General features: G+C 69.6%; 22 protein-coding genes. 13 read left to right on the forward strand and 9 right to left on the reverse strand.

All coding sequences use genetic code 11. From position 1 onward, the window contains the following. Positions 1-25: 25 nt before the first annotated feature. From lpdA to LRS14_RS05895, 5 genes are all read right to left on the reverse strand, one after another. Positions 26-1,456, reverse strand: coding sequence for a dihydrolipoyl dehydrogenase (gene lpdA, locus LRS14_RS05875; RefSeq protein ID WP_257798939.1), 1,431 nt, complete (start codon positions 1,454-1,456; stop codon positions 26-28). Between the two features lie 10 nt (positions 1,457-1,466). After that, positions 1,467-2,759 (reverse strand): 2-oxoglutarate dehydrogenase complex dihydrolipoyllysine-residue succinyltransferase, encoded by a 1,293-nt coding sequence (gene odhB / locus LRS14_RS05880; protein WP_257798940.1) that lies wholly within the window; start codon positions 2,757-2,759, stop codon positions 1,467-1,469. 30 nt (positions 2,760-2,789) lie between these two features. Beyond that, positions 2,790-5,648: a 2-oxoglutarate dehydrogenase E1 component gene (locus tag LRS14_RS05885; RefSeq protein WP_046111475.1), complete on the reverse strand. Its 2,859-nt coding sequence runs from the start codon at positions 5,646-5,648 to the stop codon at positions 2,790-2,792. 265 nt (positions 5,649-5,913) lie between these two features. Then, complete coding sequence (locus LRS14_RS05890; protein ID WP_257798941.1) at positions 5,914-7,452, reverse strand: response regulator; 1,539 nt, start codon at positions 7,450-7,452, stop codon at positions 5,914-5,916. Positions 7,453-7,831: 379 nt separating this feature from the next. Further along, positions 7,832-8,512 carry a response regulator gene (locus LRS14_RS05895; RefSeq protein WP_046111477.1) on the reverse strand — a complete coding sequence of 227 codons (681 nt, stop codon included), beginning with the start codon at positions 8,510-8,512 and terminating at the stop codon, positions 7,832-7,834. A gap of 478 nt (positions 8,513-8,990) precedes the next feature. Here LRS14_RS05895 and LRS14_RS05900 point away from each other — a divergent pair, with 478 nt between their 5' ends. The 4 genes from LRS14_RS05900 to mnmH are packed head-to-tail and all read left to right on the forward strand — an operon-like array spanning position 8,991 to position 12,047. Beyond that, positions 8,991-9,395 (forward strand): hypothetical protein, encoded by a 405-nt coding sequence (locus LRS14_RS05900; protein WP_257798942.1) that lies wholly within the window; start codon positions 8,991-8,993, stop codon positions 9,393-9,395. A 40-nt stretch (positions 9,396-9,435) separates the two neighbouring features. Then, on the forward strand, positions 9,436-10,194 hold the full coding sequence (gene aat, locus LRS14_RS05905) for a leucyl/phenylalanyl-tRNA--protein transferase (protein ID WP_257798943.1): 759 nt from the start codon (positions 9,436-9,438) through the stop codon (positions 10,192-10,194). Continuing rightward, on the forward strand, positions 10,191-10,934 hold the full coding sequence (locus LRS14_RS05910; RefSeq protein ID WP_046111480.1) for an arginyltransferase: 744 nt from the start codon (positions 10,191-10,193) through the stop codon (positions 10,932-10,934). The genes aat and LRS14_RS05910 overlap by 4 nt, the downstream gene beginning before the upstream one ends. A gap of 36 nt (positions 10,935-10,970) precedes the next feature. After that, the gene (gene mnmH, locus LRS14_RS05915; RefSeq protein ID WP_257798944.1) at positions 10,971-12,047 is read left to right on the forward strand and encodes a tRNA 2-selenouridine(34) synthase MnmH; all 1,077 of its coding nucleotides are present in this window, start codon (positions 10,971-10,973) and stop codon (positions 12,045-12,047) included. Here mnmH and phnE read toward each other — a convergent pair. The 4 genes from phnE to LRS14_RS05935 form a co-directional block, all read right to left on the reverse strand. Continuing rightward, positions 12,004-12,783 carry a phosphonate ABC transporter, permease protein PhnE gene (gene phnE / locus LRS14_RS05920; RefSeq protein ID WP_257798945.1) on the reverse strand — a complete coding sequence of 260 codons (780 nt, stop codon included), beginning with the start codon at positions 12,781-12,783 and terminating at the stop codon, positions 12,004-12,006. The genes mnmH and phnE overlap by 44 nt on opposite strands. Continuing rightward, on the reverse strand, positions 12,780-13,550 hold the full coding sequence (locus LRS14_RS05925) for an ABC transporter permease (RefSeq protein ID WP_257798946.1): 771 nt from the start codon (positions 13,548-13,550) through the stop codon (positions 12,780-12,782). The genes phnE and LRS14_RS05925 overlap by 4 nt, the downstream gene beginning before the upstream one ends. Before the next feature lie 140 nt (positions 13,551-13,690). Next, positions 13,691-14,500 carry a phosphonate ABC transporter ATP-binding protein gene (locus LRS14_RS05930; RefSeq protein WP_257798947.1) on the reverse strand — a complete coding sequence of 270 codons (810 nt, stop codon included), beginning with the start codon at positions 14,498-14,500 and terminating at the stop codon, positions 13,691-13,693. 9 nt (positions 14,501-14,509) lie between these two features. Then, a complete protein-coding gene (locus LRS14_RS05935; RefSeq protein WP_257798948.1) occupies positions 14,510-15,370 on the reverse strand; it encodes a putative selenate ABC transporter substrate-binding protein in 861 nt (286 codons plus the stop codon). 142 nt (positions 15,371-15,512) lie between these two features. On the opposite strand from LRS14_RS05935, the gene selD reads away from it, so the two are divergent. The 9 genes from selD (at position 15,513) to selA (ending at position 25,585) form a co-directional block, all read left to right on the forward strand. After that, on the forward strand, positions 15,513-16,583 hold the full coding sequence (gene selD / locus LRS14_RS05940; RefSeq protein ID WP_257798949.1) for a selenide, water dikinase SelD: 1,071 nt from the start codon (positions 15,513-15,515) through the stop codon (positions 16,581-16,583). 190 nt (positions 16,584-16,773) lie between these two features. Next, the gene (locus LRS14_RS05945) at positions 16,774-17,574 is read left to right on the forward strand and encodes an ATP-binding protein (RefSeq protein ID WP_257798950.1); all 801 of its coding nucleotides are present in this window, start codon (positions 16,774-16,776) and stop codon (positions 17,572-17,574) included. A gap of 22 nt (positions 17,575-17,596) precedes the next feature. Then, positions 17,597-18,064 (forward strand): response regulator, encoded by a 468-nt coding sequence (locus LRS14_RS05950; protein ID WP_257798951.1) that lies wholly within the window; start codon positions 17,597-17,599, stop codon positions 18,062-18,064. Positions 18,065-18,117: 53 nt separating this feature from the next. Continuing rightward, a complete protein-coding gene (locus LRS14_RS05955; RefSeq protein ID WP_046111486.1) occupies positions 18,118-18,450 on the forward strand; it encodes a hypothetical protein in 333 nt (110 codons plus the stop codon). A gap of 45 nt (positions 18,451-18,495) precedes the next feature. Further along, positions 18,496-21,570, forward strand: coding sequence for a formate dehydrogenase-N subunit alpha (gene fdnG / locus LRS14_RS05960; RefSeq protein WP_257798952.1), 3,075 nt, complete (start codon positions 18,496-18,498; stop codon positions 21,568-21,570). 14 nt (positions 21,571-21,584) lie between these two features. Further along, positions 21,585-22,457, forward strand: coding sequence for a formate dehydrogenase subunit beta (gene fdxH, locus LRS14_RS05965; protein WP_046111489.1), 873 nt, complete (start codon positions 21,585-21,587; stop codon positions 22,455-22,457). Beyond that, on the forward strand, positions 22,454-23,131 hold the full coding sequence (locus tag LRS14_RS05970; protein WP_257798953.1) for a formate dehydrogenase subunit gamma: 678 nt from the start codon (positions 22,454-22,456) through the stop codon (positions 23,129-23,131). The genes fdxH and LRS14_RS05970 overlap by 4 nt, the downstream gene beginning before the upstream one ends. Then, entirely contained in the window at positions 23,124-24,122 is a 999-nt protein-coding gene (fdhE, locus tag LRS14_RS05975; RefSeq protein WP_257798954.1) for a formate dehydrogenase accessory protein FdhE, read from the forward strand. The genes LRS14_RS05970 and fdhE overlap by 8 nt, the downstream gene beginning before the upstream one ends. Then, positions 24,119-25,585 (forward strand): L-seryl-tRNA(Sec) selenium transferase, encoded by a 1,467-nt coding sequence (selA, locus tag LRS14_RS05980; RefSeq protein WP_257798955.1) that lies wholly within the window; start codon positions 24,119-24,121, stop codon positions 25,583-25,585. Before fdhE ends, selA begins: the two co-directional genes overlap by 4 nt. Positions 25,586-25,595 lie beyond the last annotated feature (10 nt).

Below are 25,595 nucleotides of genomic sequence, written 5' to 3' on the forward strand. Positions count from 1 at the left end.
CGACGCTGCGGGCCGGCCGCTGCCATCAGAAGTTCAAGGTGCGCTTGTCCACCGCCAGGGCGGCTTCCTTCGTGGCCTCGGACAGCGACGGATGCGCATGGCAGATCCGCGCGATGTCCTCGGCGCTGGCCTTGAACTCCATGGCCACCACGGCTTCCGAGATGAGCTCGCTGGCCATCGGGCCGACGATGTGCACGCCCAGGATCTCGTCGGTCTTGGCATCGGCCAGGAACTTGACGAAGCCGGTGGTGTCGCCCAGTGCCCGCGCACGGCCGTTGGCCATGAACGGGAAGCTGCCGGCCTTGTAGGCGCGGCCTTCGGCCTTGAGCTGCTGCTCGGTCTGGCCCACCCAGGCGATCTCGGGGCTGGTGTAGATCACCCACGGGATGGTGTTGAAGTTGACATGTCCATGCTGGCCGGCAATGCGCTCGGCCACGGCCACGCCTTCTTCTTCCGCCTTGTGCGCCAGCATCGGGCCACGCACCACGTCGCCGATGGCCCAGACGTTGGGCAGGTTGGTCTTGCAGTCGGCGTCCACCACGATGGCGCCGCGCTCGTCCAGCTTCAGGCCCACGGCTTCGGCGTTCAGGCCGATGGTGTTGGGCGTGCGGCCGATGGAGACGATCAACTTGTCCACCGCCAGGCTCTGTGCGCCGCCCTTGGCGTCGGTGTAGGCCACCGTCACGCCGCCGGCTTCGTTCTTGATCTCGCCGATCTTCACGCCCAGCTCGATCTTCAGGCCCTGCTTGGTGAAGGCCTTGAAGGCTTCCTTGGCCACCTGCTCGTCCACCGCCGCCAGGAAGGTGGGCAGCGCTTCCAGCACCGTGACCTCGGCACCCAGGCGGCGCCACACCGAGCCCATCTCCAGGCCGATGACGCCCGAGCCGATGACGCCCAGCTTCCTGGGCACCGCGCCGACCTTCAGCGCGCCGTCGTTGGACAGCACGTTGACCTCGTCGAACGGCGCGCCGGGCAGTGCACGGGCATTGGAGCCGGTGGCCACCACCACATGCTTGGCGCCGATGGTCTCGGCCTGCTTGCCGGCGACGGCGATCTCGTAGCCGCCTTCAGCGGCCTTGGCAAACGAGCCGCGGCCATGGAAGAAGGTGACCTTGTTCTTCTTGAACAGGTAGAGGATGCCGTCGTTGTTCTGCTTGACCACCAGGTCTTTGCGGGACAGCATCTTCGGCACGTCGATGGACAGGTTGTCCAGGCCGATGCCGTGGTCCTGGAAGTGGTGGTGCGCCTGCTCGAAGTGCTCGCTCGACTGCAGCAGCGCCTTGCTGGGGATGCAGCCGACGTTGGTGCAGGTGCCGCCCGGTGCCGGGCCGCCCTTGTCGTTGGTCCACTCGTCGATGCAGGCGGTGTTGAAGCCCAGTTGCGCCGCGCGGATGGCCGCGATGTAGCCGCCAGGGCCGCCGCCGATCACGACGACGTCGAAGTTCTTTTCAGCCATGGTGCTGCGCTCAGATGTCGAAGAGAAGTCGGGCCGGGTCTTCCAGCGCTTCCTTCATCGTGACCAGGCCCAGCACGGCTTCGCGGCCGTCGATGATGCGGTGGTCGTAGCTCATCGCCAGGTAGTTCATCGGGCGCACCACGATCTGGCCGTTCTCGACCACGGCGCGGTCCTTGGTGGCGTGCACGCCCAGGATGGCGCTCTGCGGCGGGTTGATGATGGGCGTGGACAGCATCGAGCCGAAGGTGCCGCCATTGCTGATCGAGAAGGTGCCGCCGGTCAGGTCGTCGAGCGACAGCTTGCCGTCACGCGCCTTCTGGCCGAACTCGGCGATCTTCTTCTCGATGTCGGCGAAGCTCATCTGGTCGGCATTGCGCAGGATGGGCACCACCAGGCCACGCGGCGAGCCCACCGCGATGCCGATGTCGAAGTAGCCGTGGTAGACGATGTCGTTGCCGTCCACGCTGGCATTGATCACCGGGTACTTCTTGAGCGCCGCGACCGCCGCCTTCACGAAGAAGCTCATGAAGCCCAGCTTGACGCCGTGCTCCTTCTCGAACTTCTCCTGAAACTTCTTGCGCATCTCCATCACCGGGGCCATGTTCACCTCGTTGAAGGTGGTGAGGATGGCGTTGGTGGATTGCGACTGCAGCAGGCGCTCGGCGACGCGGGCGCGCAGGCGGCTCATCGGCACGCGCTGCTCCGGGCGGTCGCCCAGGTTCTGCGCCACCGGCGCGGCCACCGGCGGCAGCGCCGGCTTGGGCGCAGGTGCGGGTGCAGCCACCGGTGCCGGCGCGGCCTTGGCGGCCGGGGCGGCGGTACCGCCGGCCACGGCGCCGAGCACGTCGCCCTTGGTCACGCGGCCGTCCTTGCCGGTGCCGGCCACGCTGCCGACCGACAGGTTGTTGTCGGCCAGCAGCTTGGCGGCCGCGGGCATGGCCACGTCGCTCTTGCTGCCGCCGGCCGCGGGGGCGGCGGCGGGGGCGGCCGCAGGTGCCGCGGCCGGGGCGGCGGCAGCGGGTGCGGGTGCGGCAGCAGCCGGCGCCGCGGCGCCGGCCACGGCTTCGGTGTCGATCTTGGCGATAACTTCGTCGCTGGCGACGGTGGCGCCGTCCTGCTTGACGAACTCGGCCAGCACGCCGGCGGCGGGCGCCGGCACTTCCAGCACGACCTTGTCGGTCTCGATCTCGATCAGGATCTCGTCTTCGGCAACTGCCTCGCCAGGCTTCTTCTTCCAGGTCAGCAGGGTGGCTTCCGCGACCGACTCGCTCAGTTGCGGAACCTTGACTTCAATGATGGCCATGATGTGTTTGTTGTGGATTCAGTCGGTGGGTCACTTGCTCAGCACGAAGCCCTTGAGCTTGGCAAAGGCCTGGTCGAGCAGTGCCTTCTGCTGTTCCTGGTGGAGGTGGGCATAGCCCACGGCCGGCGAGGCGGAGGCCGGGCGGCCGGCGTAGCCGAGCTTCTGGCCTTCGGCCATGTTCTCGTGGATGTAGTGCTGCACGAAGAACCAGGCGCCCTGGTTCTGCGGCTCGTCCTGGCACCACACCACTTCGGTCGCGTTCGGAAACTTCTTCAGCTCCGCGGCGAAGGCCTTGTGCGGGAACGGGTACAGCTGCTCCACGCGCAGGATCACCACGTCGTAGGCCTTCTTCTCGTCGCGGCGCTTGATCAGGTCGTAGGCCACCTTGCCCGAGCAGGCGATGATGCGCTTGACCTTCTGCGGCTCGACGTCCGGGTTGTCCGTGCCGATGACGGTGCGGAACTCGCCCTTGGTGAAGTCCGACAGCGGCGAGGTGGCGTCCTTGTTCCGCAGCAGCGACTTGGGCGTCATGATGACCAGCGGCTTGCGGAACATGCGCACCATCTGCCGGCGCAGCAGGTGGAAAATCTGGCTGGCCGAGGTCGGCTGGCAGATCTGCATGTTGTTGTCCGCGGCCAGCTGCATGAAGCGCTCCAGGCGGGCCGAGCTGTGCTCGGGGCCCTGGCCTTCATAGCCGTGAGGCAGCATCATCACCAGGCCGTTGACACGGCCCCACTTCACTTCGCCCGAGGCGATGAACTGGTCGATGACCACCTGCGCGCCGTTGACGAAGTCGCCGAACTGCGCTTCCCAGATCACCAGCGTGTTGGGCTCGGCGCTGGCGTAGCCGTACTCGAAGCCCAGCACCGCCTCTTCGGACAGGATGGAGTCGATGACGGTGTACGGGGCCTGGTTGTCCGCCACGTGCTGCAGCGGGATGTAGGTGCCTTCGTCGAACTTCTCGCGGTTCTGGTCGTGCAGCACGGCGTGGCGGTGAACGAAGGTGCCGCGGCCGCAGTCCTCGCCCGACAGGCGAACCGGGTAGCCCGAGGCCACCAGCGACGCGTAGGCCAGCGTCTCGCCCATGCCCCAGTCGACGTTCACCTCGCCGCGGCCCATGGCGGCGCGGTCGGCGATGACCTTCTCCACCAGCGGATGCAGCTTGAACTTCTCGGGGATGGTGGTCACGCGCTCGGCCAGCCGCTTGATCTCGGCCAGCGGCAGCGCGGTGTCGGCGGCGTCGGTCCACTTGCGGTTGAGGAACGGCGCCCAATCCACCGCGTACTTGCTCTTGAAGTTGGTCAGCACCGGGTCGACCGTGTGCTTGCCCGCGTCCATCGCGGCGCGGTAGGCCTTGACCATTGCGTCGGGGCCGTCGGCCGGCAGCACGTTCTGCGCCACCAGCTTGTCCGCGTACAGCTTGCGGGTGCCGGGGTGCTTGCTGATCTTCTTGTACATCAGCGGCTGCGTCAGGCTGGGCGTGTCCTGCTCGTTGTGGCCCAGCTTGCGGAAGCAGACGATGTCGACCACCACGTCCTTGTTGAACTCCTGGCGGTAGTCCAGCGCGAGCTGGGTGCACAGCACCACGGCCTCGGGGTCGTCGCCGTTCACGTGCAGCACCGGCGCCTCGATCATCTTGACGACGTCGGTGCAGTACAGCGTGGAACGGGTGTCGCGCGGGTCGCTGGTGGTGAAGCCGATCTGGTTGTTGATCACCAGGTGGACGGTGCCGCCGGTGTAGTAGCCGCGCGTCTGCGCCAGCGCCAGCGTCTCCATCACCACGCCCTGGCCGGCGAAGGCGGCGTCGCCGTGCACCAGCACCGGCAGCACCTGGTCGCCTTCCTTGTCGCCGCGGCGGTCCAGGCGGGCCTTGACCGAGCCTTCGACCACCGGGTTGACGATCTCCAGGTGCGAGGGGTTGAACGACAGCGACAGGTGCACCGGGCCACCCGGCGTGGAGACGTCGCTGGAGAAGCCCTGGTGGTACTTCACGTCACCGGCCGGCAGGTTCTCCGGCGCGGTGTGCTCGAACTCGGCGAACAGGTCCTTGGGCATCTTGCCCAGGGTGTTGACCAGCACGTTCAGGCGGCCGCGGTGGGCCATGCCGATCACGATCTCCTGCACGCCCTTCTGGCCGCCGCGCTGCACGATCTCGTCCATCGAGGCGATGAAGCTCTCGCCGCCTTCCAGCGAGAAGCGCTTCTGGCCGACGAACTTGGTGTGCAGGTAGCGCTCCAGGCCTTCCGATGCGGTCAGCCGCTCGAGGATGTGGATCTTCTCCTCGGCGCTGAAGGTCGGCTTGCTGCGGATGCTTTCCAGCTTCTCCTGCCACCAGCGCTTCTCGGCCGGCTCGGTGACGTGCATGTACTCGGCGCCGATGGAGCCGCAGTAGGTCTCGCGCAGGGCCTGCACGATCTGCCGCAGCGTCATCTGGTCGGCGGAGGTGAAGTAGGTGTTCGTGGCGCTGAACACGATGTCCATGTCGGACTCGGTCAGGTCGTAGAACGCCGGCTCCAGCTCGGGAATCTTGGGGCGCTCGGTGCGCTTGAGCGGGTCCAGGTCGGCCCAGCGGGAGCCGAGGAAGCGGTAGGCCGCGATCAGCGACTGCACGTGCACCTGCTTGCGGGCGACGGCGAGATCGGTGTTGCTGGCCTTGAGCGCGAAGGCGCCGGCCTTGGCGCGCTGCGCGAAGGATTCGATCACCGGCGCATGGGCGACGTCGCGGTTCTCGGAACCGTCGACCGCGGGCACGTGCTGCAGGGCGTCGAAGTAGCTGCGCCAGTTGTCGGGCACGGAGCCCGGGTTGTCGAGGTAGGCCTCGTAAAGCTCTTCGACATACGGCGCATTGCCGCCGAACAGGTACGAATTGGACCTGTACTGTTCCATCATCTCGCTCACCTCACGCGCCCTTCTTGGGCACTGTTGGCTGGTTGGAAAACCTTCCGCGACACGGCTTGACCGGTTGGCGGATTGCGACCCGCCTTGGCTGTACGCCAGCAAAGGGGACGGGAAGGACCTGCTTCAAACAAGGGGGCGACTGTAGCACCGCCCCTCCGAACCCGGGATGACAATCAGGGCAGATTGCACACTTGGCGTGGGCCTCCCCACCGGGAAGGGGATTGCGCCGTGGCCGGCGCTGGCGTTGGGCGCCTGCCTATTCAGTGCCCAGCAACTGCAGGCTGCGCACCACGCGGGACAGCTCCACGCTGGTGGCGGCCAGCAGCGCCGGCAGCCTGGCGGCGTCGGCCTCGCCGGCGCACACCGACTCCAGGTCGCGCGCGCAGCGGTGCAACTGCATCGCGCCCAAGGTGCCGGACACGCTGGCCAGGTCGTGCGCCAGGCGCCGGGCGCCCTGCACGTCGCTGGCCTGCCAGGCGTCGGCGATGCGGGCCGGCACGTCGTGCTGCGCATCGCGGAACTTGATCAGCAGGCGGCGGTAGAGCTTGTCGTTGCCCATGGTGCTGGCGCGGCCGATGGCAGCGTCGATGCCGGGCAGGCTGTCCAGCGGCTGCAGCGCGGCCGGCGTGGCGGCGGCACGCGCGGCGCGGCAGCGCGCCAGGGCCGTGGCCAGCGCCTGCATGTCGCCGGCGTCGGGCAGCGCCTCGTCGATGCCGGCGGCCTGCAGCCGCGCGCGGTCGATCTGACTCGCCTCCGGTCCCACTGCCAGCAGCGGCAGGTGGCGCAGCCGGGGCTCTGCACGCAGCGCGCGGGCGGCTTCCAGCGCGCGGCCGCCCGGTGGCTGCAGGTGCAGCAGCACCGCGTCGCACTGCGGCATGGCCAGCAGGTCCAGCGTGTCGCCACCGCCGCTGGCCTGGCGGGCGCTGGCGCCGGCCAGGCGCAGCTGCGCCACCAGCGCGGCGGTCGCGGGCCGCGGCACGCCGGCCGTGGCGACGTCGGTATCGGCCACCACCAGCAGGTGCAGGCCGTCCAGCGGGCCGGGGGCGGCGGGCTCGGGTCCCACCAGCGGCGGCCGCACCACCAGGGCGTCCAGGCAGGCGCGGGCCAGCACCGCGCCATCGACCACCGGCTTGCGCAGCACGCCGGCGATGCCCAGCGCCCGGCCCAGCGGCTGGTCGGGCGCCAGCACCGCCACGGCGTCCTCGTCGCCCGGCCCGGCCATCAGCAGGATGGGCGCGCGGCAGGGCGTGTTCTCGCGCAGCTGGCGGGCGCAGTCCAGCGCGTCCATGCCGGGCATGCGGGCGTCCAGCAGCACCAGGCCATGGTCACGCGAGGCCTCGTGCGCCAGCATCACCGCCCGCAGGGCATCCCAGCCGTCGTGCGCCGGCTCGATGGACAGGCCGAAGGCGCTTGCCGTTTGCAGCAGCACCCGCAGGGCCGGCGCGTTGTCGTCCACGGCCAGGATCTGGTGCTGTTGCAAGGGCCGCAGCGCGGCATCCAGGGGCTGCAGCGGCGGCGGCGAGGTGGCCGTGGCGGCGCGGCGGAAGCGCTCGTCGAAGAAGTGGGTGGCCTGCGCGGCCGAGCGAAGCGCGGGATCGTGGAAGCCGAAGCGCAGCACGATGTCGTCCGGCGCCAGTGGCCCCGCGGGCTGCTGCTCGATGCGCAGGATCAGGCTGCCGCTGGGCGTGGCCGGCGCCAGCGCCTGTTCGCCGAGCAATTTCACACGCTGCGTGAGCCTGGACAGGTCGCCGGACAGGGTTTGCGTGACCGCGGCCAGCGAAGGCGAAACGTCCACGACCAATTCGGCGCCCTTCAGCCGGGCCTGCCGACCAAAAGTATCGGCCAGACCCGCCACCATATCGCGCAGCGCAAACGTCGATTCCACCATCACCGCTCTCCGCCTCGAACCACCGAGCGAATCATCTTCGCTCAGAAATGTGCCCCTGAATCACAATAGTAAGGCGTGCACACGGGTTTACAAAAACCACGGGACGGCGACTGGCATCGATGGAAATACCAGTTCAGTTCATTTACATCATTTTTATCAAAATGACCGACCTGTGACTGACAGGGCACCCTGCGGTCGCAGATGGAGAGGCCGGCGGCCAGTGTGGCTGCGCACTGGCCTGCGCACCGCCCGCCGCATCCCGCGGCAGGCGCCGTTGCATGCCGATTTATTCAGCGGTGTTTTTCTGATCGCCCTGATCAGCCGCCAGCCGCGGCAGATGTTTGACGAGCGCATTGCGCAGCAGGGGCTCCAATTGCGCGACCAGCTGGAGTTTGTGCGCCACCGGCACGCCCGCCAACGCAAATGCATAAGGCGCGCGTTGCTGTTCGTCCAGCGAAGTCATCACGATCAGTTCGCTGTTGGCGAATTGCGGATGCGAACGCAGGCTGGCAATCAAGGTGGCGCCGTCGATACCCGGCAACAGAATATCCACGATGAGCACTTGCGGTTGCAGCTGGCCATACATGGCCAGGCCGGCAATGCCGTCGTCGGCCACATGCAGTTCCACTTCCGGATATTGCTCGCGCACCAGCAGCGACACCAGGTTCTGGAAGTGCGAGGAATCCTCCACCAGCAGAACGCGCGGTGCCTTTTCTTCCTGCTTGCCCGCACCGGCGCCGCTGCCGCCGGAAGTGACATGCATGCGGTTGACGGCAATCCAGCGCTCGACCGACACCTTGGAGATGCGCCGATGCCCGCCTGGTGTCTTCCAGGCTTCCAGCTCACCACGATCGACCATCAACTGCACCGACCGCACGGCCAGACCGAGCAGGCGTGCGGTTTCGATGGTGGTGTAGAACGCCGACGTGGTGACTTCTTCGGCGGGAGGCGTTGTTTTTGCGTTCATATGGACGGGATTATTTCATCCTCAGTGCGGCAAGCCACTATTTTTACGCAGTGAACTGAACCCGGTTTATGCAGCAAATCAGCCTCAGGTGCTTCCGGCGCGGTAGCGGTCGATTGCACGCGCCCGTCATATTTGCAATCTATGCGGGATTGGCCGACTACACGATCGGCGTTTTCCGCATCCTGTGCCGATGGTGCCTCGTAGCGCGCGGTGACATTGCACGGACAACAATCGTTTGCATGAGCTTCCAATGCGTTTTGGGCGGGGTAAATGCGAAGCACTCCGTTTGTCAGCAGGGCGGGAGGGGCGGGACGGCCAGAATTGCCGGATCGCCTCGCGCGATATCGGCATTTGACCGGCAGCACGCCACACCCCCGCATCCGCGGCATGACGCGTGGGCACGACGCATGCCACGGCTGGGGTGACTGAAATGCCGCGGCCCGCCCCGGGCCGCGGCCACATCGCCAGGAGCCAGACCATGTTCGAGCCCACCATCACCAAGGACAACCTGCCGCTGTCGTTCGGCAGCTTCAAGCCCACGGGCCATGTCGTCATCGTTTTCCCCGAGGAATCGGCCGCCGACACTGTTGCGCAATCGCTGCAGTCGCAGGGCGTGGCGGACGGCGACATCGTCCGCCTGAGTCCCGAGGAGGTAGTGGCCCAGTTCAAGCCGCTGCTGCCGGATGCCAGCGGCGCCTCGGGCTTCGGCTCGGAGATCCAGTCCATGCGCCAGATGTACCTGCTGGCACTCGAGGGCCACGGGCTGATGATCGTGCGGGTGCGCGACGACGAGATGCAGAACCGCGTGGCCGAGGCGGCACGCAGCGGCAAGGCCACGCTGGCCAAGAAGTACGGGATGCTGACGATCGAGGAATTGATCTAGGCCCGCCCGGCCCGGCGCACCGGCCGGGCATCATCGGCGCATGACCGCCCTGACCTGGCTGCACGACGACAGCACGCCGCTGCCCGATACCCGCCGCGCCCTGGGCGTGGACACGGACGCGCCCGGCCTGCTGGCCGCCGGCGGCACCCTCAGCCTGCCCCGCCTGGAGGAGGCCTACCGCAAGGGTGTGTTCCCCTGGTTTTCCGACGGCCAGCCGGTGCTGTGGTGGAGCACCGATCCGCGCATGGTGCTGCCGGTGGAAGACTTCAAGCTCTCGCGCTCGTTGCGCAAGACAGTTCAGCGCTTCATGCGCACGCCAGGCTGCGAACTGCGAGTGGACAGCGCCTTCCCGCGCGTGATCGCAGCCTGCGCCGGCACGCCGCGCGAAGGCCAGGCCGGCACCTGGATCGTGCCGGAGATCGTGGCCGCCTACACCGCCTGGCACCGCGCCGGGCGGGTGCACAGCTTCGAGACCTGGATCGACGGCCAGCTGGTGGGCGGGCTGTACGGCGTGTCCATCGGTCGCATGTTCTACGGCGAATCCATGTTCTCGCACCGCACCGATGCCTCTAAGATCGCGCTGGCCGGCCTGGTGGCCTTCTGCCGCGTGCACGGCATCGGGCTGATCGACTGCCAGCAGAACACCGGCCACCTGGCCTCGCTGGGCGCGCACGAGATCCCCCGTGCGCAGTTCGAGGCGCACCTGGCGCAGGTGCTGCCGGCGCAAGGGCCGTCGGCTTGGGCCTATGATCCGGCGTACTGGGCCCAGCTCGGACTGCGCGGAGAGCCAAGCGCGTGACCTATCCGAAAGACCTTCCCCTGGCGTCGCTGCAGTTTTATGCGACAGCGCCCTACCCCTGCAGCTACCTCACCGGCCGAATGGCCCGGTCGCAGGTGGCTACGCCCAGCCATCTGATCCATGCCGATGCGTATTCGGGCCTGGTGGCCAACGGCTTCCGTCGCAGCGGCATGTTCACCTACCGGCCTTATTGCGACGGCTGCCGCGCCTGCGTGCCGCTGCGCATCCTGGTCAACGACTTCCAGCCCACGCGCAGCCAGCGCCGCGCCTGGAAGGCGCACAGCGGGCTGAAGGCGCGCGTGCTGCGGCTGTGCTTCGTGCCGGAGCACTACCAGCTCTACCTGCGCTACCAGTCGGGCCGCCATGCCGGCGGCGGCATGGACCATGACAGCGTGGACCAGTACACCCAGTTCCTGCTGCAAAGTCGTGTCAACTCGCGGCTGGTCGAATTCCGCGAGCCGGCCGCCGAAGGCCTGGGCACGCTGAAGATGGTGTCCATCCTCGACGTGCTGAACGACGGCCTGTCGGCGGTCTACACCTTCTACGAGCCCGAGCCGCACAAGAGCTACGGCACCTACAACGTGCTGTGGCAGATCGAGCAGACCAAGCTCCTGAAGCTGCCGCACGTGTACCTGGGCTACTGGATCGCCGAGAGCCAGAAGATGGCCTACAAGGCCCAGTTCGAGCCGCACCAGCTGCTGCTCGACGGGCAGTGGCAGGCGCCGCCGCCGGCGGCCTGAAGCGGCCTGCCGCCAGCGGGGCGGTAGAGTGGCCGCATGGCTGATCCCACCGAACTCGGCGTCGACGACTTCCACCGCTATGCGCTGGTGATCGATGCCCGCTCCCCGCGCGAGTACGCGGAAGACCACATTCCCGGCGCCGTGAACCTGCCGGTGGTCAACGACGACGAATACGCCGAGGTGGGCACCACCCACCGCACCGACACCCACAAGGCCTACCTGATCGGCGTGCGCTACTCGCTGCAGAACATCGCGCAGCACATCGGCCCGCTGATCTCGAAGTACACGCCGGCCGACCGCATGCTGGTGTACTGCTTCCGCGGCGGCAAGCGCTCGCGGCTGTGGGCCGACAACCTGCGCACCATCGGCTTCGAGGTGGACGTGCTGCCCGGCGGCTGGAAGCGCTACCGCGGCTGGGTGCGCCAGGCGCTGGCCACCGAACCCGGCCGTTTCCGCTACCGCGTGCTGTGCGGCCCCACCGGCTGCGGCAAGACGCGGCTGCTGCATGCGCTGGAAGCCGCCGGCGAACAGGTGCTGGAGCTGGAAGGCATGGCCTCGCATCGCGGCTCGCTGATCGGCGCCCTGCCCGGTGCGCCGCAGCCCAGCCAGAAGTGGTTCGACAGCCGGCTGCTGGAGCGCTTGCGCAGCTTCGATCCGGCCAGGCCGGTGTGGATCGAGGCCGAGAGCAAGAAGATCGGCCGCATCCAGCTGCCCGATGCGCTGCACGAGGCCATGTACAGCAGCCCCACGCTGACGCTGGAAGTGGGCATGCCCGAGCGCGTGCGGCTGTGGCACGAGGACTATGCACACTTCGTGGCCAACCCGGTGGCCATGGTGGAGCAGCTGGCGCCCATCCGCCCGCTGGTGGGCGGCGAGGCCTACGAGCGCTGGCAGAAGCTGGCGGCGGCCGGTCTGACGGCCGAACTGTTCGAGCGGGTGATGCGCGAGCACTACGACCCGGCCTACACCCGCTCCACCCGCCGGCTGTTCGAGAACGAGCGCGGCGGCGAGCGGCTGGTGCTGCCTTCGTTGTCGGACGAGGCGATGCGGGCCGCGGCGCAGGAGCTGGTCAGGCGTGGGCAGGCGCCAGCCGGCGACGCGCCCAGCCGCTGAATTCGTCCACCACGAACACCAGCACGAACATCGCCGCCAGCACCGTGGCCGACTGCGCCTGCTGGAACAGCGACAGGTGGAAGTACAGCAGCTGCCCCAGGCCGCCGGCGCCGACGAAGCCCAGCACCGTGGCCATGCGGATGTTCATTTCCCAGCGGTACAGCACATAGGCCGCGGCCTGCGGTGCCAGCAGCGGCAGGCTGCCGTAGGCGAAGGCGGCGACCGCGCCGCTGCCGGCCTCGCGCAGCGTGCGCTCCGCTGCGGGCGGCAGGTTCTCCAGCGCCTCGGCGAACAGCCGGCCCAGCACGCCGGTGGTGTGCAGCGCCAGCGCCAGCGCGCCGGCGAACGGCCCGAGCCCGGCGGCCAGCACCATCAGTGCCGCCCACACCAGCTCGGGCACGCTGCGCAGCATGTTCAGCAGCAGCCGGGCCGCTGGCCGGGCCGCCCGCCCTGCTCGGCCCGCGGCCGGCAGGGCCAGCAGCGCACCGGCCGCGGCCGCCAGCAGCGTGCCCAGGGCGGAGACCGCCAGGGTCTGCAGCGCACCCCAGCCCACCTTGGCCAGCATGGCCGCCGAGACGTCGGGCGGGAAGAACTCGGCCACGAAACGGCCCATCAGCCGCAGCGATTCGGGCGTGGCCAGCGCGCGGTAGTCGATGGCCAGGTAGGCGAAGCTGGCCGCCACGCTGGCCAGCACGGCCAGCAGCACCAGCAGGCCAGGCCACTGGTCGCGCCTCATGCCAGCCACCTGCGCAGCAGCGCCGACAGCCCGTCGGCCACGAACACCAGCAGCAGGAAGGTGAGCAGGATGCTGCTCGCCTCGCCGCCGTTGAGCATCTTCATCGACTGGTCCATCAGCTGGCCCAGGCCGCCCGCGCCCACGAAGCCCATCACCACCGAGGCGCGCACCGCGCACTCCCAGCGGTAGACGGTGTAGCTGGCCAGCTCCTGCGCGGCGCCGGGCAGCAGGCCGTAGCACAGCGCGGCCAGCCGGCCGCTGCCGGCTTCCAGCAGCGCCCGCGCCGGGCGGGTGTCGGTGGATTCGAGGATCTCGCCATACACCTTGCCCAGCATGCCGCCGTAGGTGATGGCCAGCGCCAGCACGCCCGCAGCCGGCCCGAGGCCCAGCGCCCGTACGAAGAGCAGCGCCCACACCACCTCGGGCACCGCGCGCAGCACCATCAGCAGCGTGCGGGCCGCGGTGCGCAGGAGGCTGCCGCGCCAGCGCAGCGCACCCGGGCCCAGCCGCGAGACCGACAGCGCCCGGCTCATCGCCAGGCCCAGCGGCGCGGCGATGACGAACGCGATGGCCATGCCGGCGGTGGCCATGGCCAGCGTCTCGAGCGTGGCGCGGCCCAGCAGCCGCAGGAATTCAGGGTCGGTGGAAGGCGGCAGGAAACCGGCCAGGAAGCCGCCCATCACCGACAGGTTGCCCGGCTGGAACAGCGCCGACGGGCGGAACTCGCTGAGCTGCAGCACCGGCCACAGCAGCACCAGGCCCAGCACCGCGGCGGTGAGGCGGCCGCGGGCCTGCGGATCGCGCGGCGGGGGGCGCGCTCGAGGCGGCGAGCAGCGAAGCCTCGGTGGCCACGGCGGGCGACGGCCGAGCGGCCGGCGGCACGGGCAAGGGGGTCATCGCCACCGCCTCACCGGCACATCGCGCCGGCGGCCAGCGGCAGGGCGGCCGGCAACAGGCCGCCGAAGGCCGGCGCGGCGGTGTCGCCGGCATACAGGGCCTGCAGCAGCGGCGGCGTCACCTCGGGGGCCGGCAGGTCGAACATCACCTCGCCCGCACGCAGGCCCACCACCCGCGGAAACCAGCGCAGCGCCAGCTCCACCGCATGCAGCGAGGCCAGCAGCGTGGCGCCGGTGGCCTCGCTCTGGCCCACCAGCCTCTGCACCGCGGCATCGGCCAGCGTCGGGTCCAGCGCCGACACCGGCTCGTCGGCCAGCATCAGCTCGGGCCGCTGGTACAGCACGCGGGCGATGCCCACCCGCTGCAGCTGCCCGCCGGAGAGCCGGTCGCAGCGGTCGAACAGCCGGTCGGCCAGCTCCAGCCTGTACAGCACCTCCTGCGCACCGGCGATGTCGGCCGGATGCAGCAGCGACCACAGCGCACGGCCCAGGCTCCACTGGCCCAGCCGGCCGGCCAGCACCGCCGTGACCACGCGCAGCCGCGGCGGGATCGGCGGCGCCTGGTGCACGGTGCCGATGCGCGCCCGCAGCCGGCGCAGCCCGCGCGGCGGCAGCTGCCAGGGCTGCAGGCCCAGCACCGTCAGGCGACCCTGGCTGGGGCGCAGCGCGCAGCCGGCCAGGCGCAGCAGGCTGGTCTTGCCTGCGCCCGAAGGGCCGATGACGGCGATGCGCTCGCCCGCGCGCGCGGCCAGCGTCACCGCCTTCAACGCGCGGTGGCCGTTGGCATGCACCAGGCCCACGCCTTCCAGCTGGAAGGACATGGCCGCGCCCTACTTGATGAGGCCGGCCGACTTGGCCGCGGACTCGATGCCGTCGTAGTTGGACGACTGCGTGGGGATGAACTTGCTGGCGCGCTGCAGCGCCATGATCTCCTTGTGCTGCGGGTTGGCCGGGTCCAGCTGCAGGAAGGCGTCGGTCAGCTTGCGCGTCAGCGCGGCGTCCAGGCCGGGGCGCACCGTCCAGTTGTAGTCGAAGTAAGGCGGCGTCACCGCCAGCACCCGCACCTTGGCGGCGTTGGGATTGCCGGCTTCGTTCAGCTTGTCCAGCACCGACGCGTTGAGCACGCCCGCCTCGGCGCGGCCTGCGGCCACGAAGGCCACGGTGGCGTCGTGCGCGCCGGAGAAGGCCACGGTCTTGAAGTCGGTCTCGGGGTTGATGCCGGCCTGCAGCAGGAAAAAGCGCGGCATCAGGCTGCCCGAGGTGGACGAAGGCGCACCGAAGGCGAAGGTCTTGCCCTTCAGGTCGGCCAGGGTCTTGGCCGGACTGTCCTTGGGCACGATGAAGCGGCTGGTGAACACCGCATCCTCCGCCCGCTGCACGATGGGCACCGCGCCGCCCTGGGTGCGCATGCGCGCCTGCACGTAGGTGAAGCCACCCAGCCAGGCCAGGTCGATCTTCTGCGTGGCCAGGCCTTCCACCACCGCGGCGTAGTCGGTCACGGGCACGAACTGCACCTCCATGCCGGTCTGCTGCCTGAGGTAGTCGCCCAGCGGCTTGAACTTGCGCTGCAGCTCGGTGGGGGCTTCGTCGGGGATGGCCGAGACACGCAGGGTGCCGGTCTGGGCCCAGGTGGCGGCGCTGGCGCCGAGCAGCAGCGCGGCCAGCGCGCGGCGGGTGAGTCGAATGTTCATCGGGAGGCTTTCTGGTGCATGCAGGGCGTACCGCGGACCTCGACGAGGCACCACGCGCCGGGCGCAAGGGTAATGCCTCGCGCGCCCAGGGCCACCCGGGCGGCGGCCACAATCACCGGCCCAGCCCCGAGGAGTGATGCCGATGACCAGCCCGACCCCCGCCGCGACGCCCGATGCCGCCCTGCGCCTGACCAGCTTCTCCCACGGCGGCGGCTGCGGCTGCAAGATCGCGCCCGGTGTGCTCAACGAGATCCTGCGCCAGCGCGCCGGCGGCCTGCTGCCGCCGCAGCTGCTGGTGGGCATCGAGACGGCCGACGACGCCGCCGTCTACCAGCTCAACGACGAGCAGGCGCTGATCGCCACCACCGACTTCTTCATGCCCATCGTCGACGATCCGTTCGACTTCGGCCGCATCGCCGCCACCAACGCCATCAGCGACGTGTACGCCATGGGCGGGCGGCCCATCATGGCGCTGGCACTGGTGGCCATGCCCGTGAACCAGCTGCCGGTGGAGGTCATCGGGCAGGTGCTGCGCGGCGGCGAATCGGTGTGCCAGGCGGCGGGCATCCCCATCGCCGGCGGCCACACCATCGACTCGGTGGAGCCGATCTACGGCCTGGTGGTGATGGGCCTGGTGCATCCGTCCAAGGTGCGGCGCAATGCCGCCGCACGGGCCGGGGACGTGCTGGTGCTGGGCAAGCCGCTGGGGGTGGGCGTGCTGTCGGCCGCGCTCAAGAAGGGCAAGCTGGATGCGGCCGGTTATGCGCGGCTGATCGACACCACCACCCGGCTGAACACGCCCGGCATCGCGCTGGCCGAGCTGCCGGGCGTGCATGCGCTGACCGACGTCACCGGCTTCGGCCTGGCCGGCCATGCGCTGGAGATGGCGCGCGGCGCCGGCCTCACCGCGGTGATCGATTGGGCGCGGGTGCCGCTGCTGCCCGGCATCGAGGCGATGGCGGCCGACGGCTTCGTCACCGGTGCCTCCGGCCGCAACTGGGCGGGCTATGGCGCCGAAGTGCGGCTGGCCGCCGGCCTGCCGCCCACCGCCCAGGCGCTGCTGACCGATCCGCAGACCTCCGGCGGCCTGCTGGTGAGCTGCGCGCCGCAGGCGCTGGACGAGGTGATGGCCGTGTTCGCGCAGGCCGGCTTTGCCGACGCGGTGCCGGTCGGCCGCTTCGAGGCGGGTGGCCCGGGCCTGCGTGTGGAGTGAACGGCCGCGCGCCGGCAACGCGACAGTTGTGTTTCCTGTCGTGACGTAGTGCGCACCCGCCTGCAGAAAACTGCCCGGCGAATCCACCCGATCTGCAGCATGGCCCCCCGTTGCAACGGCCTGCCCTGCCAGGCCGCCGGGGGACGACATGCTTTCAGAAGAGACCAGACCGGCCGCAGTGCCGGAGCCCATGCCCGCCCGCGGCACCATGCCGTCCCCGGGCTGCACCTGCGGCGGCTGCGCGGCCCAGATCGAGCAGCTGCGCAGCGACTTCGAGCAGCGGCTGCAGCTGCGCACGGCGGAATTCGAAGCCGCGCTCAAGCAGCTGGAGGCCTTCAGCTACACCGTCTCGCATGACCTGCGGGCACCGCTGCGCGCCATCGATGGCTTCTCCAAGATCGTGCTGGACGACTACGGCCCGCTGCTGCCCGACACCGGCCGCCAGTACCTTTCGCTGATCCGCGACAGCGCGCAGAAGATGGGCCGGCTGATCACCGACCTGTTGAGCTTCTCCCGCGCCGGCCGGGCGCGGCTGGTCAAGCGGGCGGTCAACACCCAGGCGCTGGTGGCCGAGGCACTGGCGATGCTGGCGCCGCTGCGCGCCGGCCGGCAGGTGGAGCTGCGCGTGGGGCAGCTGCCGCCCTGCCATGGCGACACCGAGCTGCTGCGCCAGGTGTGGGTGAACCTGCTGTCCAACGCCTTGAAGTACAGCCGGCCGCGCACGCTGGCGGTGATCGAGGTCAGCGGCCACGCCCGCGCCGATGGCAGCGTGCACTACCTGGTGCGCGACAACGGCGTGGGCTTCGACATGCGGCATGCCGACAAGCTGTTCGGTGTGTTCGAGCGGCTGCATCCCTCCGCCGAGTTCGAAGGCACCGGCGTCGGCCTGGCCATCGTGCAGCAGATCGTGCAGCGCCATGGCGGCGACATCCAGGCCGGCGCCACGCCCGGCCAGGGCGCCACCTTCCAGTTCCACCTGCCTGCGCCGTGACAACCGACCTGCCTTGCCCGCCGTGAACCCGCCCTCCCCCATAGACGTGCTCATCGCCGAGGACGAAGCCATCGACCTCGAACTCACCCTGCGCGGCCTGCGCCAGGTGCCGCTGCGCGGCGGCATGCAGGTGGTGCACGACGGCCAGGAAGCGGTGGACTTCCTGCTCGCCCAGGGCCGCCATGCCGGCCGGCGCGACGCGCCGCCGCCACGGCTGGTGCTGCTGGACGTGAAGCTGCCCAAGCTGGACGGCCTGGAGGTGCTGGCCCGGCTGCGCGCCTATCCAGCCACCCGCCTGGTGCCGGTGGTGATGCTCAGCAGCTCGCAGGAGCGGGTGGACGTGCAGCGCAGCCACCGGCTGGGGGCCAACAGCTACGTGGTCAAGCCGGTGCAGTTCGAGGACTACCTGCAGGCATTGCGCCGCGTGGGCCGCTACTGGCTGGAGCTGAACCAGCCGGCCGAGGACGGCAGCCCCGGCATGCCCAGCTGACACGGCGCAAGCGCCGATTGACCCGGCGCGGCGGGCGGGCTAGGCTGGTGCCGATGCAGTACCCCCGCCCGCAGTCGTGGCTTTCGAAGATGGTGGGCATGGCGTTCTTCAGCGCCATCCTCGCGGCCCTGTCGGCCTGCGATCCCAAGCCCGCCACGCCACCCACTCCCACCGCGCAAGCGGCCCCGGCCAACGCGCCGACCTCCACCGCCAGCGGTGCGCAGCCGGGCGTCAAGCCGGTCGACGAGGCGCATGCCGCTTCCTCGGTCGGGCCGTCCGACGGCGCGGCCGCCATCGGCGGCGTGGCCGGCTCCGGAGGCCACACCGGCAGCGAGGCGCCCGCGCCCACCGCCGGTGACGGCGCGGCCAGCGCCGCCAGCCGCTGAACCCCACTTCTCCAGCCCCCAGGAATTCACCCAGGAGCTTTTTTGATGATGGACATGGACCGAAGGCAGTTCTTCCGGGTCAGCGGGGCGGGCCTGGTCGGCTCCAGCCTCGTGGCGCTGGGGTTCTCGCCCGATGCCGCACTGGCCGAAGCCCGCACCTTCAAGCTGGCCCGCGCCACCGAGACCCGCAACACCTGCCCGTACTGCTCGGTGGGCTGCGGGATCATCATGTACAGCCTCGGCGACAAGGCGAAGAACGTCACCGCCGACATCATGCACATCGAGGGTGACCCGGATCACCCGGTCAACCGCGGCACGCTGTGCCCCAAGGGCGCCGGCCTGCTGGACTTCGTGCACAGCCCCAACCGGCTGAAGTACCCCGAAGTGCGCGAGCCCGGCAGCAAGGAGTGGAAGCGCATCGGCTGGGGCGAGGCGCTCGACCGCATCGCCAAGCTGATGAAGGCCGACCGCGATGCCAACTTCATCGCCACCACGGCGGACGGCAAGCCGGTGAACCGGTGGGTGTCCACCGGCATGCTGTGTGCCTCCGCCTCGTCCAACGAAACCGGCTACATCACGCACAAGGCGTTCCGGTCGTTGGGCATGCTCGCCTTCGATAACCAGGCCCGCGTTTGACACGGACCGACGGTGGCCAGTCTGGCCCCGACGTTCGGCCGCGGTGCGATGACCAACCATTGGCAGGACATCCAGAACGCGGATCTCGTGCTGATCATGGGTGGCAACGCCGCCGAGGCGCATCCGTGCGGCTTCAAGTGGGTGATCGAGGCCAAGAAGCACAACAAGGCCCGGCTGGTGGTGGTGGACCCGCGCTTCACGCGTTCGGCCGCCATGGCCGACTACTACGCGCCCATCCGGCCCGGCAGCGACATCGCCTTCCTGGGCGGCGTCATCCGATACCTGCTGAGCAACGACAAGATCCAGACCGAGTACGTCCGCAGCTACACGAACGCCAGCTTCATCGTCGGGCCTGACTACAAGTTCGAGAATGGCCTGTTCAGCGGCTACAACCCCGACAAGCGCAGCTACGACAACAAGAGCTGGGGCTATGCCATGGACGACCAGGGCTTCGCCCGCGTCGACCCCACGATGCAGGACCCGCAGTGCGTGCTGCAGGTGATGAAGCGCCACTACGAGCGCTACACGCCCGAGATGGTGAGCCGCATCACCGGCACGCCGCAGGACCAGTTCCTGAAGGTGTGCGAGTACATCGCCAGCACCGCCGGCCCCGAGCGCACCATGACCATCATGTATGCGCTGGGCTGGACGCAGCACAGCCAGGGCTCGCAGATCATCCGCACCGCGGCCATCGTGCAGCTGCTGCTGGGCAACATCGGCGTGCCCGGCGGCGGCATGAATGCGCTGCGCGGCCACAGCAACATCCAGGGCCTGACCGACCTGGGGTTGCTGTCGAACTCGCTGCCCGGCTACCTGTCGCTGGCCCGCGAGAGCGAGCAGACGCTGGAGGACTACTACAAGCCCCGTGCGCTGAAGCCGCTGCGCCCCAACCAGATGAGCTACTGGCAGAACTACCCCAAGTTCTTCGTCAGCCTGCAGAAGGCCTGGTGGGGCGACGCCGCAACCGCGGACAACGAGTGGGCCTTCCACTACCTGCCGAAGATCGACAAGCTGTACGACGTGCTGCAGACCTTCGAGCTGATGACCCAGGGCAAGCTCAATGGCTACATCTGCCAGGGCTTCAACCCGGTGGGCTCATTCCCGCACAAGGCCAAGGTGGTCGAGGGCCTGTCCAGGCTCAAGTTCCTGGTGACCATCGACCCGCTGGTGACCGAGACCAGCGAGTTCTGGCGCAACTTCGGCGAGTTCAACGACGTCAAGCCCGAGGACATCCAGACCACGGTGTTCCGCCTGCCGTCCACCTGCTTCGCGGAGGAGGACGGCTCGCTCACCAATTCCAGCCGCTGGCTGCAGTGGCACTGGAAGGGCGCCGAGCCGCCCGGCGAGGCCCGTGGCGACGTGGAGATCGTGGCCGGCATCTGGACGCGCATCCGTGCGCTGTACCAGAAGGAGGGCGGCGCCTTCCCCGACCCCATCCTCAAGCTGACCTGGGGCTACAAGATCCCGCACAGCCCGTCGTCGGAGGAGCTGGCGCGCGAGTACAACGGCCGCGCCCTGGCCGACGTGACCGATCCCAAGGACCCGACCAAGGTGCTGGCCAAGGCCGGCGAGCAGGTGTCCGGCTTCGGCCTGCTGCGCGACGACGGCAGCACCGCCTGCGGCTGCTGGATCTATGCCGGCAGCTGGACCCAGGCCGGCAACCAGATGGCCCGGCGCGACAACAGCGACCCCTATGGCGTGGGCCAGGCGCTGAACTGGGCCTGGGCCTGGCCGGCCAACCGGCGCATCCTCTACAACGCCGCCTCGGCCGACCCCACCGGCAAGCCCTGGCGTGCCGACCGCCGCTACCTCGCCTGGACCGGCACGGCCTGGGGCGGGGCCGACGTGCCCGACATCGCACCGGGCGCCAACCCGAACGAGCCCGAGGCGGTGCATCCGTTCATCATGACGGCCGAGGGCGTGGCACGCCTGTTCGCGCCCACGGGCATGGCCGAGGGACCGCTGCCCGAGCACTACGAGCCCTTCGAGTCGCCGCTGGTGGGCAATCCGCTGCATCCGGACAACCCGGTGGCACGGGCCAATCCTGCGGCCCGGGTGTTCAAGCGCGACCTGGATGCGATGGGCCAGCCCAAGGACTATCCGTATGCGGCCACCAGCTACCGGCTGACCGAGCACTTCCACTACTGGACCAAGAACGTGCAGACCTCGGCCATCATCCAGCCGCAGCAGTTCGTGGAGATCGGCGAGGCCCTGGCCAAGGAGAAGGGCATCGCCCATGGCGACATGGTCAAGGTGAGCAGCCCGCGCGGCTTCATCAAGGCGGTGTGCGTGGTCACCAAGCGCATCCGGGCGCTGGAATGCGACGGCAAGCCGATGCACACGGTGGGCCTGCCCAACCACTGGGGCTTCGTGGGCGTGGCGCGGCCAGGCTACCTGGTGAACACGCTGACGCCGTTCGTGGGCGATGCCAACACCCAGACGCCCGAGTACAAGAGCTTCACCGTCAACATCGAGAAGGCATGAAGGAGCACTGACGCATGTCTTCGCTGCAATCCCTGGACATCGAACTGCGCTCGGCCACGCCCACGGCCGCGCCGCAGGTCCGCAAGCAACCCGAGGTCGCCAAACTCATCGACGTGTCCACCTGCATCGGCTGCAAAGCCTGCCAGGTGGCCTGCATGCAGTGGAACGACCTGCGTGACGAGGTGGGCACCAACCACGGCACCTACGACAACCCCAACGACCTCACCCCCAAGAGCTGGACGGTGATGCGCTTCTCGGAAGTGGAGCCCGAGGAGAACAAGCTCGAGTGGCTGATCCGCAAGGACGGCTGCATGCACTGCGAGGACCCGGGCTGCCTGAAGGCCTGCCCAAGCCCGGGCGCCATCGTCAAGTACAGCAACGGCATCGTCGACTTCATCAGCGAGCACTGCATCGGCTGCGGCTACTGCGTCAGCGGCTGCCCGTTCGACGTGCCGCGGCTGAGCGAGGTGGACAACAAGGCCTACAAGTGCAGCCTGTGCTCCGACCGCGTGACGGTGGGCCTGGAGCCGGCCTGCGTGAAGGCCTGCCCCACCGGCGCCATCCGCTTCGGCACCAAGGAGGACATGCACGACTACGCCGAGGAACGGCTGGTCGACCTGAAGGAGCGTGGCTTCCAGAATGCCGGCCTGTACGACCCCGCCGGCGTGGGCGGCACGCACGTGATGTACGTGCTGCAGCATGCCGACCGGCCCGAGCTGTACCACGGCCTGCCGAAGGACCCGCACATCAGCCCGCTGGTGGGCCTGTGGAAGGGCCTGGCCAAGCCGCTGGCGCTGGTGGCCATGGCCGGCGCGGTGCTGGGCGGCTTCTTCCACTACATGAAGGTGGGCCCGGTGGAGGACAAGGACGCGGAGGACCGGCCATGACCACGACGAGCACCCCCGCGCGGACCACCGCCACGGCCACCCATCCCGGCGAGATCCGCCGCTACAAGGACGGCACGCGCATGAACCACTGGTTCGTGGCGCTGCTGTTCTTCGCGGCGGCGCTGTCGGGCCTGGCCCTCTTCCATCCGGTGCTGTTCTTCTTCAGCAACCTGTTCGGCGGCGGCCAGCTCACGCGCATCCTGCATCCGTTCCTCGGGCTGGCGATGGTGCTGGGCTTCGTGTTCCTGTTCTTCACCGTCTGGCGGGAGAACCTCATCGGCCGCGCCGACCGCGAGTGGCTGCGGCATTCCGGCCAGATGCTCAAGGGCAACAAGGGCGCGATGCCGGCCGTGGGCAAGTACAACGCCGGGCAGAAGCTGGTGTTCTGGGGCTTCGCGGTGAGCCTGCTGCTGCTGCTGGTCACCGGCTTCATGTTCTGGGCGCCCTACTTCTTCCACCTGTTCCCGGTGACGGTGCGCCGGCTGGCCATCCTGGTCCATGCGGTGTCGGCGGTGGTGCTGGTGCTGTCGGTCATCGTGCATGTGTATGCGGCCATCTGGGTCAAGGGCACCACGCGGGCGATGACGCGCGGCACCGTGACCGACAGCTGGGCCCGCCACAACCATCCGCTGTGGCACCGTGAAATGACCGAAGGCCATCCGCCACGTGACTGACCCCACCACGACGACCCGCACCAGCCGGCTGCTCGACCCCGAACAGATCGCCATCCAGGCAGGCCGGCAGATGCCGTTCCTGCGCCTGCCGCAGCGCGCCACGGTGTATGCCGAGCGCGCCCTGCGGCTGCGCCAGCTGGCTGCCGCGCATCCGATGCGCGACTACCTGCTGTTCATCGCCGAGCTGGTGCAGGCCCAGCACCAGGTGCTGCAGGACTACGCCAGCGTGCCGCTGCCCGATGCCGCGGCCTGCGATGCCGCCGCCCGCGGCCTGCTGCCGCCGCTGCCGGCCACGCTGTGGCCGCTGGATGCGGCCTGGCGCACCGAGCTGCGCCGGCTGCTGGGCCTGCTCGACCAGCGGCTGCCGGAAGGCCCGGCGCGCGAGGTGGTGCGGCGCGTGATGGCAGCGGACGACGCCTGGCTCGACCGCCAGGCCGACGCCCTGCGCAACGGCATCGCCCGCAGCCTGGACCTGGCGGCCGCGCCGCTGGTGGCTGCGGGGCTGCAGGCCTTCTTCACCCATGCGGTGATCGCCACCGCGCAGGCACACGGCGATGCGGTGTTCGGTCGCACCGACCCCGCCACCGGCTGCCCCTGCTGCGGCAGTGCGCCCACCGCCAGCGTCACCCGCATCGGCGCGGACGAATCGGGCCACCGCTACCTGGCCTGCTCGGTCTGCGCCACGCAGTGGCACTACGTGCGCATCAAGTGCGCGCATTGCGAGAGCACCCGCGGCATCAGCTACCAGCAGCTGGAAGCGCCGGCCCCGGACGGCACTGCGCGCGGTGCCTACCTCGGCGCGGTGAAGGCCGAATGCTGCGAGAGCTGCGGCCACTACCTGAAGATGGTGGCGATGGAACGCGACCCCGAGGTGGAGCCGATGGCCGACGACCTGGCCAGCGTGGCGCTCGACCTGCTGGTCAGCGAAGCCGGCCACCAGCGCGCCGGCGTCAACCTGATGCTGCTGTTCGGGGACGCCGAATCCTCATGACGATGCGGCCCGACGAGTCCATGGTCCATGGCTCGAAGGCTTTGCTCCAGCAGCTTCCTTCGGTCGACCGCATCCTGCAGTGGCCTGCCGTGCAGGCGCTCGTGGCCACGCACGGCCACACGCTGGTGGCCGGCGAGGCGCGGGCACTGGTCGCCCGGCGCCGCGAAGCCGCGCGTGCCGGCCTGCTGGCACCCGCGGCCCTGCAGCCCGACACCCTGGCCGCCGACCTGGCGGTCCGCTGCCGCGACCGCCTGGCGCCGCGGCTCAGGCCGGTGCTCAACCTCACGGGCACGGTGATCCATACCAACCTGGGCCGCTCGGTGCTGGCCGACGAGGCCATCGCCCGCATCGTCAGCACCATGGCCGGGCCGAACAACCTGGAGTTCGACCTCGACACCGGCGGCCGCGGCGACCGCGACACGCTGGTGGAAGAGCTGCTGTGCGAGATCACCGGTGCCGAGGCGGCCACCGTGGTCAACAACAACGCCGGCGCGGTGCTGCTGACCATCGCGGCGCTGGCCCGCGGGCGCGAGGTCGTCGTCTCGCGCGGCGAGCTGGTGGAGATCGGCGGCGCCTTCCGCATGCCCGACGTGATGGCCAGCGCCGGCGCGCAGATGGTGGAGGTGGGCACCACCAACCGCACCCACCCGGCCGACTACCAGCAGGCGCTGAACGAGCGCACCGCGCTGGTGATGAAGGTGCACACCAGCAATTACGCGGTGCAGGGCTTCACCTCGGCGGTGAGCGAAGCGGTGCTGGCGCCGCTGTGCCATGCGCGCGGCGTGCCGCTGGCCACCGACCTGGGCAGCGGATCGCTCATCGACCTGGCCGCCCACGGCCTGCCGCGCGAGCCGCTGCCGCAGGAGATGCTGCGCGCCGGCTGCGACGTGGTCACCTTCAGCGGCGACAAGCTGCTGGGCGGTCCGCAGGCCGGGCTCATCGTCGGCAGCCGGGCGGCGGTGGGCCGCATCCGCAAGTTCCCGATGAAGCGGGCGCTGCGCATGTCCAAGCTGCCGCTGGCGGCGCTGGAGGCCACGCTGATGCTGTACCTGCAGCCCGAGCGGCTGGTGCGCGACCTGCCCACGCTGCGCCACCTCACGCGGCCGCAATCGCAGGTGGCGGCCATGGCGCAGGCGCTGCAGCCGGCGGTGGCGCAGGCGCTGTCGCCGCGCTTCGAGGTGGGCTGCGTCGCTCTCAGCAGCCAGATCGGCTCGGGCTCGCTGCCGGTGGACCGGCTGCCTTCGGCCGGCCTGGCGATCGGACCCGCGGGCAGCCCCAAGGGCGTGGGCACCGCGCTGGACGAACTGGCCCGCGCGCTGCGCGGCCTGCCGCTGCCGGTGGTGGGCCGCATCGCGCACGACCAGCTGCTGCTGGACCTGCGCTGCCTGGACGAGGCCGCGCCGTTCATGGCGCAGCTGCCGGCGCTGCGCGAGGCGCTGGGCATGGAGCCGCTCGCGGGATGATCGTCGGAAC

It is taken from the genome of Aquincola sp. J276 (assembly GCF_024700035.1).
In the GTDB taxonomy this organism is placed as follows: domain Bacteria; phylum Pseudomonadota; class Gammaproteobacteria; order Burkholderiales; family Burkholderiaceae_C; genus Aquincola; species Aquincola tertiaricarbonis.

Excerpts from the sequence above, each read along its gene's own strand:
- phnE (WP_257798945.1), bottom strand. The coding sequence starts at position 12,783 with ATGAGGCGCGACCAGTGGCCTGGCCTGCTGGTGCTGCTGGCCGTGCTG.
- odhB (WP_257798940.1), bottom strand. The coding sequence starts at position 2,759 with ATGGCCATCATTGAAGTCAAGGTTCCGCAACTGAGCGAGTCGGTCGCG.
- LRS14_RS05955 (WP_046111486.1), top strand. The coding sequence starts at position 18,118 with ATGCAGTACCCCCGCCCGCAGTCGTGGCTTTCGAAGATGGTGGGCATG.
- LRS14_RS05935 (WP_257798948.1), bottom strand. The coding sequence starts at position 15,370 with ATGAACATTCGACTCACCCGCCGCGCGCTGGCCGCGCTGCTGCTCGGC.
- LRS14_RS05970 (WP_257798953.1), top strand. The coding sequence starts at position 22,454 with ATGACCACGACGAGCACCCCCGCGCGGACCACCGCCACGGCCACCCAT.
- aat (WP_257798943.1), top strand. The coding sequence starts at position 9,436 with ATGACCGCCCTGACCTGGCTGCACGACGACAGCACGCCGCTGCCCGAT.
- mnmH (WP_257798944.1), top strand. The coding sequence starts at position 10,971 with ATGGCTGATCCCACCGAACTCGGCGTCGACGACTTCCACCGCTATGCG.
- selA (WP_257798955.1), top strand. The coding sequence starts at position 24,119 with ATGACGATGCGGCCCGACGAGTCCATGGTCCATGGCTCGAAGGCTTTG.
- fdxH (WP_046111489.1), top strand. The coding sequence starts at position 21,585 with ATGTCTTCGCTGCAATCCCTGGACATCGAACTGCGCTCGGCCACGCCC.
- LRS14_RS05930 (WP_257798947.1), bottom strand. The coding sequence starts at position 14,500 with ATGTCCTTCCAGCTGGAAGGCGTGGGCCTGGTGCATGCCAACGGCCAC.
- LRS14_RS05900 (WP_257798942.1), top strand. The coding sequence starts at position 8,991 with ATGTTCGAGCCCACCATCACCAAGGACAACCTGCCGCTGTCGTTCGGC.
- LRS14_RS05895 (WP_046111477.1), bottom strand. The coding sequence starts at position 8,512 with ATGAACGCAAAAACAACGCCTCCCGCCGAAGAAGTCACCACGTCGGCG.
- lpdA (WP_257798939.1), bottom strand. The coding sequence starts at position 1,456 with ATGGCTGAAAAGAACTTCGACGTCGTCGTGATCGGCGGCGGCCCTGGC.
- selD (WP_257798949.1), top strand. The coding sequence starts at position 15,513 with ATGACCAGCCCGACCCCCGCCGCGACGCCCGATGCCGCCCTGCGCCTG.
- LRS14_RS05945 (WP_257798950.1), top strand. The coding sequence starts at position 16,774 with ATGCCCGCCCGCGGCACCATGCCGTCCCCGGGCTGCACCTGCGGCGGC.
- LRS14_RS05885 (WP_046111475.1), bottom strand. The coding sequence starts at position 5,648 with ATGATGGAACAGTACAGGTCCAATTCGTACCTGTTCGGCGGCAATGCG.